Source organism: Enterococcus sp. DIV1444a (assembly GCF_051712125.1).
GTDB lineage: Bacteria > Bacillota > Bacilli > Lactobacillales > Enterococcaceae > Enterococcus > Enterococcus faecalis.
This window is the reverse complement of record NZ_JBIOOG010000001.1, coordinates 212,475-224,841: the sequence shown is the minus strand read 5'-3', so window position 1 is coordinate 224,841 and position 12,367 is coordinate 212,475. Positions and strand designations below refer to the sequence as shown.

Here is a 12,367-nt window from a genome sequence, read left to right as displayed (position 1 = left end):
AATAAAACCGCTTAGCTTTTGCTAAACGGTTCACCTGTCATTTTAGTAAATTCATCTTCTGTAATACAACTAGGCACAAATTCTGCAACCTGATCTGGAGTAAACAGGCCCCAGTCATACATTAGCTTGATGTCATCGTATGAATACATTATTTTGCACCTCCGATTTGCTCTTTAATCGCATCAATTTCTTTAGTATTTTGAAGCGACGTAAGCATAGTCTTAGAATTGATTTGTGCAAGCGATTCTGCTTTAGCAGTTAGTTTTTCATTTGCTTGTTTTAACTCGCTATTTGAAACTTCTAAGCTATTCGCAAGATTTTCTAATAAGTTTAATTTTTTAGAATAATCTTGCGTGACTGCTTCTTCCCATTTTTGTTCTGAAAAATTAAAGAATTGTGACTGTTCATTGCCCAAACCTCCAAGCGGTTCAATCTCTACAAAAGGTAAAGACGTTGGAAAATTATCCTCCACTTCGTGTTTTTCAAACCCCATTGGATATAATACTTTGTATATTACTTTCATTTGCAATTTCCTCCTTATACTGGCCACGCATCTGGTGTTATCCACATTCCTGACACGTAAGAACTTCCGTTACCAGACTTTACTTGCACAACACTTGATTGATCAATATAAGCACGGGCATCGGCTGGTTGATTTGCGTTTCTAACAAGCGAAAGTGCTGTTTGCGCAGGATACCCTTGATCACGTTTGTAACCTTTCGGAATGTTAATGATCCAACGTGTCTCTGTTCCGCTTGGCCAAGTATCACATTTAAAGTTAAATGTTAGAAACACTATATTTCCAATTCGAGTCAATTTTCCGTTTACATCTGTGATATTTGTTGTATCACTTCTATCAGCCATTGTTATCGCACGCTCAATCATGCCAGCTTGGACGGTTAATCCTTTAAATTGTAAACCATCTTGAAAATTCTTTGTTCCTAAAATTGTTTCATTTCCAGTCGCTTTAACAAGTTTTCCGTCAATTCCATCCAACCCATCAACGTGTGTTTTCATATATTTAGCATTACCATTTTCTTTTAACTGAACGATATCTGCCATTATGCGTCACCTACCTTTTCAAATGTAAAAACTGGTAATGCATCCAGTTTTTCTTTATCCATTTTAGACATTAAACCATCTTTTTCAGCAGTAGCATTGCCAGGAAGTGTTGGAATGATGGTTGTGTCAGGCAACGCTTTTACATCTGAAGCAGTTAAAACAACTTCACCTGTATGACCATTTACAGACGAAACAGTCCCTGCTCCAGTACCACTAATCTTTCCATCTACAAATTCATTCAATCCAACAACGCCAGCTGTACTAGTCTGTACGTCAATAGCTACGCCATCTTTTTTCACTACGTATAAATCAGGCATTTAATTCTTCATCTCCTTTTACTTTTTCAAACTCAACACCAGAACCACCTAGTTTTCCAGCTTCATAATCGGCTAAAATTAGTTTGAATTTTTCATATTCTTCTTGAGAAATCATAATCCCATCGTTAGGTAAATCTAAGTCTGCACGCGTAATAATAACTGCTCCAGTTTTTCCGTTAACAGATAAAACTTTTGCCTGTCCGCTCATTATCTCTGATAAACCAAGGATTGCTGAAAAATGTGTAATAGGAAAAAACTGACGTTTAATACCATTTTCATCAGTTTCCATCATTCTTTTAGCATCAACCATTATTTACACCTTCAATCGTAAAAACATTTTGTTTTGGATCATCAACTGTCGCTATGATTAACGCCCCTTCTTCTATTGGAAAATTGACTGTTCCGACAACTTCTGCTTCATGATTCTTAGAAAATGAATCATCCTCTAAAATTTCTAACGTGTTTACATTGCCGAATTTGATGGTGTATAGCCGTTCTTCTAATCTCTGATACAAATAATCCATATCAGCCAATAAACGTTCAGAAATTGAATTATGGCGCACTCCTTGTATGTCTACACGTGCATCCATTAATTCGGCTAGCATTGTTCCGCCTGGATCAACAGTTTTTAAAATATCTTTGATTGATTCGAACCATTTTAGATAATCTTTTTCTTGGCCGTTCCGCCAAGCTTCGAATGTATCTTGTTGATTTTTGCGCCACTTTTCAAACTCTTCTTTTCTAGCGTTCATCCATGCTGTGAAGTCGCCTTTATTTTCATTGATAAAAGCGGTCATATCAGCTATCAGATCCTCGATTGACTGCCAATACGAACCCATTTCACCTTCTGTTTTAGAAGCAGCATTCACAACAAAGTAAGAAAAGTTCTGCGTTGAGCCAATTAGATTGTCGCCTTTATGAATACTGAAGTATGCTTCCTGTCTGTGCAATGACTGCATAGAATATTCATCAAAGGTATACTGGATAATCCCTTTTTTGGCATTCACAATTTTTGCTGCTCGTTGAATCGGATATTTATTATCAATAACTGATTCAAAAAATACTTCGCAACCTGTTAAATCAAGTGGCAAAGCATTTTCAACTAATATAGCTTCTAAAACTTCGGTATTTCGGTTCCCTTGCCGTACATTTTGTATACCAATGTAATTATAAGGTTCCGTGGTGCTTAGTGTCGCTTGCCATTTAACCATTTGTTTGCTCCTTTCGTTATTTTGGTGGTATAACAATTGATTGAATCGAATTAGCAAAATATAATCGGTCATATTTTGCGACAATTTGACCTTGCTCGGCATTTTGTTCTATGGTTTGGATACGTCCGTTCTCTAAGCCATAAATCACGCCTGTGTGACCATATGCGGGGTCTACTGTCCAACCAGTTCCCCATTGTCCACTTCGTCTAATATTGACGATAGCTCCCACGACTAAATCTTTATACGTAGGATTTGAAATCACTTTCCAACCAACCGCATTCCAATCATACGCTTCGCCAATATCTGCAGCAGATGATGTATCACCAATTACATGTGACAATCCATAAATTGTACCTGCACCTAAACCACAGCCACCCATAAAACCAGAATATTCGGCTGGAACTGCGTAACATTGGCCATTACCTAACCATTTCCCCATTAAGGTCTCTAAATGCTCTATCCCAGCTTTTCCTGTCGCAGTTGAAGCTTTCAAATCTTTAAATTTGTCATACCACGTTTGCGCATAGGTTTGTCTTTCAGGATGAGCTGCCGCTGGTCGTTCAAAGTTTAATTCAAACGCATAAGCAGCGGTTTTAGGCGAGATAACAACTTTAAATTCATCAACTGATAATGGACTTACTTGTCCTAACCATTGGCCATTGAACATACACCAATTAATTAATTGGGCTTGAGCTAATGAAGTCCTATAGTCTTGTTTGATACCAGCAGCAGCAATTAAGCGTTGTACGTATTCTCGTCCATTCCAAGTTGGTGCGCCTACCAATGGATACGCTGAACCATCCCATTGAACCCACCCATAACCAGGACCGCTGTTTTGTTCTGTATCTGGATTCATATTAGGACCAACTTCTCCTTGTACATTTCCGAGGATACCTGCAGCAGCTGCTTTGCTGTATCCGTTAGCTAAAAGGTAACTCCATAAGTCCCAAGCAAATTTATCTGCATCACTTGTAACTTCGGATGGATAACCACCTGTACCAGCTCCAGAACCGCCACCGCCATTTTGACCAGGGATAACTTCTTTACCTTGTAAAAACATTTTATCTGCATATATCGTTGAAGGAGTACCGCCTTTACCGATAAAATAAAAATGATTTCCCAAATGAAACTGATTTTTACCAGATAAGACAAGTCCTGTACTTTTTTCGTTTGATAATCCGATTGTGTTATAGGAACTATCACCAACTAGTAACAATGCTTTGCCATCTGTAACGACTGGATTTCCGTTAACATCGTTTAATTCAGGAAAAGGATTTCCTTTTGTTCCCATTGTGCCAACATGACTATTACCATTCCAAAATTCCATCCCTTTTTTAGTCAATTCCATTATTTTAGTTTTACCGTTCCATGCTTGTAAAGCGCCACTTGCAAGCCTCAAAATATCTCCATAAGCATTGAATGATGTTTCAAAAATGTCTGCTCTAATTTTCCCAGCCCCTATAAAGTTTGCATTAAATACTCCATCTATTGTCCAAGCGGTCTCAAATTTTTGAGGATTCCATCCATTCTTGCTAAAACCAATACCTGACTTATTCATTCTTAACACTCTTTTTGCAGTCTTAATATCTGGAGTATCCATAATAAGAATGTCTGAAGGTCTGTTTTTAGGCCAATGTACAACATATCCTCCATCATTACCTGTAATCACTTTTGAAGCGTTCAGTAAATTTTCATAAGCAGTTTCTTGTACTTCCTCAACTTTTTTTAATGTTGCTTCAACTGCTTGCTGAACGGTGCTAGTGTAAAAACCTAAATCATTTCCAAGAACCATATCTTTATAAGCGCCAATTCTTGGGTACCAGTTATATTCAATCATTCGCTCTTCTAACGTAATATCTTGTTTTTGAAGCTTTCCATGTACTGAGTCTCCTAGTTGCAGTTCAAAGAGATCTTTGTATTCAGCATATTCGTCAGTAGAAGCTAAATCTATAATTGATACTTGATGACTTACTTTCGGTAAATGAATTTTCTTTTTACCGAACAGTTCATTTTCCGCCCATTTTTTCAATTCCTCTTTAGATTTACATTCAGAATTTGTATACTTCCCAATAACTCGATTACTATCAGTTACAACAAATCCTTTTGGCTGAACATACTTTAAAATAATTGGATTTTTTTCTGAATCATAGTCTCCATCAGGTACAGCACCTATTAGATATAAACTATTAGGACATTGCTCTCCAGAAGTAGTTTCAACAATGCTATCTAAATTTAATCCAAAGTCTATTGCAAAACCTCTGTCTTGCCCTAATCGTTTTGTTAATTTGATTTCAAAATTATCAACATCTAATTCTGCATTTGCTACCCCAACTAAGTTCTGTGCTTGGTTATTGCTACCTATTAGCGCATCCATTGGGTAGTTTTCTTTAATAGTGAATTGATGTACCTCTTCGAAATCGGCAAAATAATGAAATGGTTGCTTAAATGCTAATGAGTTTTGAATTTTATTCATAATTTCATCAGCGCCTAATCGATCAGCAAACATATATTCAATAAAATTACGATTTGTATCAAACGAAATATGATTTGCTGTGAAACTAATTGTGGTTAAGGTTTTCTCGTTAATTTTATTTATTCTGAATAGTTGCCATGTTTTGTTTGGAGTGTAAGCTTTAAGGATTGAACCTACAGCCAATTTTTCTGAATGTTGCCCACTCAAGCTATAAACCCCGGTTAAAACGAATCTGCCATTTATAACTCTGTTTATAATAGGTTCATCTTCAAAATCAGGTAAAAACAATCCGTTATGATCAAAATCAATTTCATCTTTGTCATATAGTTTGATGTCATTTATTTTTTCGCTCATATCCATACACTCCTATTCATCATACGAATTGTTTTTACTCCTTGTATTTTCAAAATATTCTTTCCTGGATTAAGAGTTGGTAATTCTCCATAAGTTTTCAAAAAGCTTCTGTTTTGTATAGCCAATCTTTTTTCACTATCTATCGTGATTACTCCATCTTTTTTTGGATTCTTCACTGTGAAGAGCGCTCCGTTTGTTTCTATTTTAAGTTCATTTCCATTTGATTCTACTTCAAATAAAGGTCTGGCAATTTCTGTCCCAGGGTCTTCAATAATATTTACTCCATTTTGCAATGAAACAAAGTATTCTCTTAATGTACGTTTAAACGGTTGACATTCAAAATTAACTGTAAATCGCCAAAAAGCGCCCATTTCATTTGTGTACGGTCTAGGCTGGCCATTAAAAGTTACAATGGCTTCCCTATACTTATCAGGATCTGTGTGTAGAATTAATTTACCGCTACCGCTTAACCATCGTTTTACATCTTCTAAACGGTCAAATTCAACTAATTGCATCTCTATTGGATAATCAAATGAATCGTAGTCTCCGAAACTTCTATGCAATTTCCCACTTTTTCCTAAAACTTTAATCGAGTCAATTACCTTTGGGGCTGTTATCTCTGAAAGCTCTTCATTTATAAAGCAATCCATATCTTTATAAGAATGAATATTTCTGAAAACAAACCACGGGCATGAACAGCTATGCCAATAATCTTCCGCCATCAGAATACACCTCTCAGTCCTGCATTTGCTAATTCTGCAGCAGTTTTCATTTTTCTATTAAAATGATCATATTCAGACATACTGTTCGTGTTTAAAGATCCCACATTAACTGTTTGATGAACTTCTCCTGATCTCGTATTCGAGGCCAACAATTCCATAAATTGATTCATCATTTCAGTCATCTGCCGTTGAGAACTATTTACTTGATTCGACTGTGACATCTTTATTCGTGCTGCTTCGACTAAACCTTCTAACAAGGGCGCTGTAATATCTTTATGACTTAAAGACTGCATAATTTCTTGCCCAATCATTCCTAGTGTATTTTTGTTCAAAGGAAGCGCTGCTTCTCTTCCTGCTTCACCTATACCTTGTAGTCTCCCACCATGTTCTCCAAATATTGTCGGTGTATTAAAAATTCCACCTTTGGCACGCCAATCAATATTAAATTTAGGTACAGATACACTTTTTCCAAAAATTTTTTTATCTTCGAAGTTTACTGAAAAGTGTGGTAGTTTTATCCGACTAAAAAACCCTAAAATTTCATCGACCATTTGTCCAACAAAATCTTTAGCTGTTCGTATTGGACCCATAATAAATTCTTTGACCGCTTCAAATTTTTCAGCAACCGTTGACACTACTCGCCCAAATGTGTCTGAAACAGAAGACCATATATTTGAAGCTGTTTCAGTGATTCCGTTTTTAGCAGAAGTAAATTTATCAGACATTGTCTCTTTAATTCCTTGCCATTTTTCTCCTGCAGTATCTTTTGTCCTTCCAAACCAATCAGTCAGTCCAGACCATATTTCACTTGCCTTATTAACTACCCCATCCTTTGCATCAGACATTGGTTGAAATATATTGTCTTTTACCCCTTGCCAAAGGTTACTTGCAATTTGTAGTATTTCATTCCACTTCTCTCCTAACCATAATCCTAGCTCGGAAAACTTCATCATAACCCAATCGTAGGCAGCTCCTATCGGTGTGAGAATCGCTTGTTTTATACTTTCCCAAAAAGTAGTTGCTAGTGTAGTAAACTCTGTCCATTTATTGCTTAGCCATAAGCCAAGTTCTGTGAATTTTCCAACTAACCAATCATACGCTTCCTGAATTGGAGAAATTATCTTATCTTTAATGAAATTCCATGAAACTTCTGCTGCTTTTTTGATCCCTTCCCATGCTAAAATAGCTCCAACTTTAATCCAACCCCATATAAATTCTAAGGTTGCCTGTACTAAAGAGATAGGAACCATAATTACTCTACCTAAGAACTCAACAATGGGGCTCACTGCTTCAACTAAGTTATTCCAGCCGTTCACCGCGCCTTCTTTAATAGATTGCCATTTTTCAGAAAACCATTTTCCTATGTTTGTAAGAGTATCTGCTATTTTTTTTGTGAAAGATTGCCAAATATTACTAATCCCTTCAGTGATATTCTTCCAGCCTTCTTGTGCACCTTTTGAAATATTGTCCCATGTATCAGAGAACCACATCTTGATTCCATTCCATGTAGATTGTATTGAGGATGTCATTTTCTCCCATACTTCTGATGAAGACTTTGAAATGTTTTCCCATGTTTCTGAAAAGTATTGAGACAGTCCATCCCAGAATTTATGAAACCATTGTCCAAGACCTGCAAAAAATTCTTTTATTTCATCCCAATATTTATAAATAAGAAATGCGACAGCAGCGATTGCTGCTCCAATGACTAATGGCCATCCTACAACCGCACTCACTATGGTTCCTAGAGCTGGCAATAGAGTACTTCCTATCCATGTTGCTACGCCTGCCAAAGCCCCTCCTTCAGCAAATAATCCAACTATAGCTCCTATCGCCGTCGCTATCTTTCCAATAATAATCAATACTGGACCCAAAACAGCCACTATTGTGATAATCGACATAATGAATCTTTTCATTTCAGGGCTTGCATTTGAAAATGATTTAGCCAAATCACTTAAGACATTTAGAACTGGTTGTAAAGCATCTAATGCATCCGTTAGTGCATCCATAAATGGACCACCGAACTCGATTGCTAAATCATTTACTTTATTTTTTAAAATTTTCACCTTGGATTCGAAAGTTTCATAACGTTTTGAAGCTTCTTCTGTTAATGCTGTGTTTTCTCCCCACGCATTATTCCCTCGGTCGATAGCACTTTTAAATACATCACTTGCACCAGCTGCGCGAAGTAAACTATCACGAAGGCGTACTTCTGTTATTCCCATATCATCTAAAACAGCAATTGCTGATTGCCCATTTTCTTCTGCTTTTCCTAACCCTTCAATAAATTTGATAATGGCTCCTGAAGCATCCTCCTTGAAAGCTTTAGAAAATTGTTCAGCAGACATTCCTGCGACTTCGGCAAAATCATTTAATTTACCTGATGCATCGGTAGCTTCTTTATGCATTGTTTTTAACTCTTTGCTAGTCAATCCCATTGCTCCAGCAGTATTTTTTAGCTCTTTCCCACCGTTTCTAACAGCGTTAGAAACCTGTTCCATAGATACTCCAGTCTGTTGGCTTAAGCTTTCTAAACCGGAAAACGCATTAGCTCCATTCTCGACAGCTAATTGCATTTCAACCATAACTTTTGAAAATGCGGAACCGCCTGCCTCAGCTTCAATACCTACGGAGCTCAAAGCTGCCGCAAAGCTCATAATTTGAGCCTCGCTCATTCCAACCTGGTGGCCAGCCCCTGCAAGGCGCAATCCCATTTCTGTAATTTCTGATTCAGTTGTTGCAAAGTTATTACCCAAATCAACAATTACAGCACCTAACTTATCAAACTCCGTTTGTGGCATTCCTGTAATATTAGCTAAACGTGCTAATGCAGTTGCAGCTTCATCTGCACTCATATTAGTTGATTCACCTAGATCAATCATCGTGCGAGTAAAGCTTAGTACATTTTCTGTCTTAATACCTAATTGACCTGCATTTTCTGCCACTTCACTTATTTGTGCAGCGCTTGCAGGCAATGTTTTAGACATATCACGAATGCCTTTTTCTAAATCATTATAAGAGATTGTCACTTTCCCATTCGCATCAGTTGCTTCGTCTACTGTTTTTTTAACACCAGCAAACGCTGATTCAAAATCGGAAGCTGCTTTAACAGAAAATCCAACGCCAGCCACAATAGGTGCTGTAACACCCATTGTCCACTTTTTTCCTATGTTTGAAACCGAGCTACCAACATTCTTTGCTTTTTCACTAAACTGACCAACTTTATCTGTGGCTTTCGCGTATTCGTTAGTAAATTCCACACTGGCTTTTTTGGCTTCCAACAATTCTTTCTCTAATTTGTCTACTTCGGTAGAATTATCTCCAAACTGAGCTTTAGAAAGTTTTAACTGTTCCTCTAGGTTTGCTACTTGTTCTTTACTATTTTGCATAGCTTTTGCCAAGTACTCTTGTTTGACTTTTGCTTTGTCTGATTCTTTGGCATTATTTCCTAATTCAGCTACCTGTAATTCATACTCTTTACGCAGTTTTTCAGAAGAAGAGACCAGTGTTTCTTGGCTTCCTTTTAATTTATTTAATTGCTGTGCTCGATCTGATTCTTTGCTTTTTGCTTCTTCTAATTTTTGAGAAGTTAATTGTATTTTATTTGCAATTTGTTGCTCAGATATTTCTGCTGATCGAAGCTGTTTTTCCATTTGTTTTACAGCATCTGAATTTTCACCAAATAGAGTTTTGCTTTCTGATAAAGCTTTTCTTGTTGCTTCTGTTTTTTGTTTTGCTAAATCATATTGCTTTTCCAGATTAGATAATGTTGAGGCATGCTTTTGACTTTCTGAACCTGTCATTTTCAACTGTTCTTGTTCTAGCTTTAATTCTTGCCGTAAACTCTTTGCAGAGTTCTCCATTTCTTTAATCCCGGACTTGAATTCTTTATTAAATACCTTAAAAGTTACCGTTGTTTCATTCTTATTTCTAGCCACGCTTGCTCCTCCTTTCCTCTTCTGAAGTTTTCCATTGCTCATAAGCAACTTTATTCATCGCTATACTATGAACAGAGCCAAGGGGCAAATGAATTACATCATGTTCGTTAATATCGCAAAGAACTACATAATAACTGTATAAATCTTCAACCGTATGAATATGGATTGTTGGAATTGACTGGCTTACTTTTTTTTCGTTGTTTTATTTTTGAACCCTTTTGAAAAATTACTTTTTTCTTCTTTTTGGATAACAGAGGTAAACACTTCTGCTAACTCAACAAAATCAAAAATGTACTTTTCTGCTAATTCGTCATAGGTCATTCCATCTGGGTTTGCTGTTTTGTACGCAAGATATAAAGCGTTAAACATATCTGTTTCATCTAGTTCTAACTCTTTACCCTGGCTTCCCATCATAGACTTAATGACGTTCTTCAACGAATAACCTGTCTCCTTTTCGAATTGGAACATAGTTAGCATATTAACATTGGGATTGATTGTAACTATTTCTCCACCATTTAATGTAATTTCTTTCATTTTGCTATTCCTCCTAAAAAAATAAGGACAGCTTTTGCTGTCCTATTGTTTATTGTGTTTTAGCTTCTTCTAAAGATTTTACCCGTGCTACTAACGAATCAAATGCTTCTTTAGTAACTTCACTGTCTTTTCCTGCTGGCCCTTGTGGTCCAGTTTCACCTTTTTCACCAGGATCACCTTTAGGACCTTGTTTCCCTTCTGGAATAGACTTAATTTTTTCTTCTAAAGTAGTAACATCATCAACTAATGTATTATGGTGTTCTGCTTTGATTTCGTCTTGTGCTTGTACTTTTACCGATTCCACCATGCTCTATCATCCTTTTTTATTTATAATTTTGTTTTTCATTGTATTTGGCCCCGCTGTCGTATTTAGCGGGTGCATTAGGGTGTCACTTGTTCTTTCACTACATCTGAATCAAAGTTTTTATGCCATTGTTCAATAAATTCTTTTTTACTATCTTCATCTAACAAAGTTTCATAATAAAATTTACCATTTTCATCAGGTAAGGCTGTTGCTTCAATTTCTACATTTGCTACTTCGTCAGAAGAAGTATCAATTGTAAATTTAAATCCTGTTGATACACTTACTTTAGGAAAAGCAATCATTTTTGTAATATCATCAAAATCATCCTTAATATCTGCAGTTAATGTAAACTCTTCTCCACTACTATCTTCCCCATAAGCGTAAACACCAGGCTTCAATCCTTTATCACTCATCCCAAATAAACGGCGTAATACATCTAGTTTTACAAACCCAGAAATATTAACCTTCATTTCTGTTGGTTTACTCATTTTTTTCTTTGTAACACGACCACATTTTGCAGTGATCTCCGAAATTTCTGTCTCACCGCTTAATACTCCAGTACAACCAAATGCCGTTGATAAACTTTCTTTTTTAAATTTAACTCCCACATTGGCAATGCTTACTGGATAAAATTCTTCATAAATTGTTGCCATAACTAGTTACCTCCTATGTTTTTATTGATTTCATTTATTAGCGCTTCGTTTAGATCTTTAGTAATTACAGGAACTTCTTTCTCCATCCCTTTACGCATGAATTCCTGTGGAACTTTTCCAATTGATGTTCCTATTCCTAAGTCAGGATATTTTAGGTATTCGAATCTCTTCTGCGGCCGTTCTTTAAATCCTAAATTCATATAGTCTATTTTCAGCGAATTACTGAATTTAGCATGTTTACGCTTCATGATCCGATTCTTTACATCTGAAACAGGCATTCCTGAAATAATTGTTTTTGCAGTCATTTCTGCACTTTTTGTTCGTAATACTTGATTAATGATTTTTTCAGAAGATCCCGGGATTTTCATCATATTTTCCCGAAGCTTATCCAAATCTACAAACTCAACATCCCACGCGGTACTCGTATTAAATGCTGCACTCATATTTCAGTCTCCTTAGAAAGAAAAATTCAACTTCATCTACATAATTATCCTCTTTGCCAACTTGTATCGAAGTTTTATTAGAATATTGAAAAGTATAAAATTTTCTCTGCTCCTTCTCCAACGTTGAAATGACATCCAAGCAGAACTCATCTAAATCATCCCTATTTTGAGAGTAAAAACGTAACAATACGACTTGGTTTAGTTGTGATTGTTCAGAAGTTAAAACAAATCCTCCAGTTTCATAAATAAAATAGTTATATCCACCTGTTTCTTCTTCGATTTCTGATAATGAATCTTCGCCTACTTGATCCTCAAAAACGAGAAGTCCAGATAATTCTTCTAAACTATCTACCAAATAC

General features: G+C 36.2%; 14 protein-coding genes. All 14 read right to left on the bottom strand.

Annotation, left to right across the window (positions count from 1 at the left end; translation table 11 throughout):
• Positions 1–11 precede the first annotated feature (11 nt).
• Complete coding sequence (locus tag IGI87_RS01230; protein ID WP_438736081.1) at positions 12–149, bottom strand: XkdX family protein; 138 nt, start codon at positions 147–149, stop codon at positions 12–14.
• On the bottom strand, positions 149–523 hold the full coding sequence (locus tag IGI87_RS01225; protein ID WP_002414602.1) for a hypothetical protein: 375 nt from the start codon (positions 521–523) through the stop codon (positions 149–151). The genes IGI87_RS01230 and IGI87_RS01225 overlap by 1 nt, the downstream gene beginning before the upstream one ends.
• A 14-nt stretch (positions 524–537) precedes the next feature.
• Positions 538–1,062: a hypothetical protein gene (locus IGI87_RS01220; RefSeq protein WP_438736080.1), complete on the bottom strand. Its 525-nt coding sequence runs from the start codon at positions 1,060–1,062 to the stop codon at positions 538–540.
• Positions 1,062–1,379: a hypothetical protein gene (locus IGI87_RS01215; protein WP_002369975.1), complete on the bottom strand. Its 318-nt coding sequence runs from the start codon at positions 1,377–1,379 to the stop codon at positions 1,062–1,064. The genes IGI87_RS01220 and IGI87_RS01215 overlap by 1 nt, the downstream gene beginning before the upstream one ends.
• Positions 1,372–1,689, bottom strand: a complete 318-nt coding sequence (locus IGI87_RS01210) for a hypothetical protein (RefSeq protein WP_002414600.1) — start codon at positions 1,687–1,689, stop codon at positions 1,372–1,374. Before IGI87_RS01210 ends, IGI87_RS01215 begins: the two co-directional genes overlap by 8 nt.
• Entirely contained in the window at positions 1,682–2,590 is a 909-nt protein-coding gene (locus tag IGI87_RS01205) for a phage baseplate upper protein (protein ID WP_438736079.1), read from the bottom strand. Before IGI87_RS01205 ends, IGI87_RS01210 begins: the two co-directional genes overlap by 8 nt.
• A gap of 16 nt (positions 2,591–2,606) precedes the next feature.
• The gene (locus tag IGI87_RS01200) at positions 2,607–5,417 is read right to left on the bottom strand and encodes a phage tail tip lysozyme (RefSeq protein ID WP_438736078.1); all 2,811 of its coding nucleotides are present in this window, start codon (positions 5,415–5,417) and stop codon (positions 2,607–2,609) included.
• Complete coding sequence (locus tag IGI87_RS01195; RefSeq protein WP_438736077.1) at positions 5,414–6,139, bottom strand: phage tail protein; 726 nt, start codon at positions 6,137–6,139, stop codon at positions 5,414–5,416. The genes IGI87_RS01200 and IGI87_RS01195 overlap by 4 nt, the downstream gene beginning before the upstream one ends.
• On the bottom strand, positions 6,139–10,074 hold the full coding sequence (locus IGI87_RS01190) for a phage tail tape measure protein (protein ID WP_438736076.1): 3,936 nt from the start codon (positions 10,072–10,074) through the stop codon (positions 6,139–6,141). The genes IGI87_RS01195 and IGI87_RS01190 overlap by 1 nt, the downstream gene beginning before the upstream one ends.
• A 183-nt stretch (positions 10,075–10,257) precedes the next feature.
• Complete coding sequence (locus tag IGI87_RS01185; protein WP_010783998.1) at positions 10,258–10,608, bottom strand: hypothetical protein; 351 nt, start codon at positions 10,606–10,608, stop codon at positions 10,258–10,260.
• Between the two features lie 49 nt (positions 10,609–10,657).
• On the bottom strand, positions 10,658–10,915 hold the full coding sequence (locus tag IGI87_RS01180; protein WP_105208536.1) for a collagen-like triple helix repeat-containing protein: 258 nt from the start codon (positions 10,913–10,915) through the stop codon (positions 10,658–10,660).
• Positions 10,916–10,989: 74 nt separating this feature from the next.
• Complete coding sequence (locus tag IGI87_RS01175; protein WP_010783996.1) at positions 10,990–11,565, bottom strand: hypothetical protein; 576 nt, start codon at positions 11,563–11,565, stop codon at positions 10,990–10,992.
• A gap of 2 nt (positions 11,566–11,567) precedes the next feature.
• Positions 11,568–12,008, bottom strand: coding sequence for a hypothetical protein (locus tag IGI87_RS01170; protein ID WP_105208535.1), 441 nt, complete (start codon positions 12,006–12,008; stop codon positions 11,568–11,570).
• The gene (locus IGI87_RS01165) at positions 11,992–12,363 is read right to left on the bottom strand and encodes a hypothetical protein (protein WP_198999150.1); all 372 of its coding nucleotides are present in this window, start codon (positions 12,361–12,363) and stop codon (positions 11,992–11,994) included. Before IGI87_RS01165 ends, IGI87_RS01170 begins: the two co-directional genes overlap by 17 nt.
• Positions 12,364–12,367 lie beyond the last annotated feature (4 nt).

Coding starts and splice junctions, on each gene's coding strand:
- IGI87_RS01230 (WP_438736081.1), bottom strand. CDS start 149: ATGTATTCATACGATGACATCAAGCTAATGTATGACTGGGGCCTGTTT.
- IGI87_RS01225 (WP_002414602.1), bottom strand. CDS start 523: ATGAAAGTAATATACAAAGTATTATATCCAATGGGGTTTGAAAAACAC.
- IGI87_RS01220 (WP_438736080.1), bottom strand. CDS start 1,062: ATGGCAGATATCGTTCAGTTAAAAGAAAATGGTAATGCTAAATATATG.
- IGI87_RS01215 (WP_002369975.1), bottom strand. CDS start 1,379: ATGCCTGATTTATACGTAGTGAAAAAAGATGGCGTAGCTATTGACGTA.
- IGI87_RS01210 (WP_002414600.1), bottom strand. CDS start 1,689: ATGGTTGATGCTAAAAGAATGATGGAAACTGATGAAAATGGTATTAAA.
- IGI87_RS01205 (WP_438736079.1), bottom strand. CDS start 2,590: ATGGTTAAATGGCAAGCGACACTAAGCACCACGGAACCTTATAATTAC.
- IGI87_RS01200 (WP_438736078.1), bottom strand. CDS start 5,417: ATGAGCGAAAAAATAAATGACATCAAACTATATGACAAAGATGAAATT.
- IGI87_RS01195 (WP_438736077.1), bottom strand. CDS start 6,139: ATGGCGGAAGATTATTGGCATAGCTGTTCATGCCCGTGGTTTGTTTTC.
- IGI87_RS01185 (WP_010783998.1), bottom strand. CDS start 10,608: ATGAAAGAAATTACATTAAATGGTGGAGAAATAGTTACAATCAATCCC.
- IGI87_RS01180 (WP_105208536.1), bottom strand. CDS start 10,915: ATGGTGGAATCGGTAAAAGTACAAGCACAAGACGAAATCAAAGCAGAA.
- IGI87_RS01175 (WP_010783996.1), bottom strand. CDS start 11,565: ATGGCAACAATTTATGAAGAATTTTATCCAGTAAGCATTGCCAATGTG.
- IGI87_RS01170 (WP_105208535.1), bottom strand. CDS start 12,008: ATGAGTGCAGCATTTAATACGAGTACCGCGTGGGATGTTGAGTTTGTA.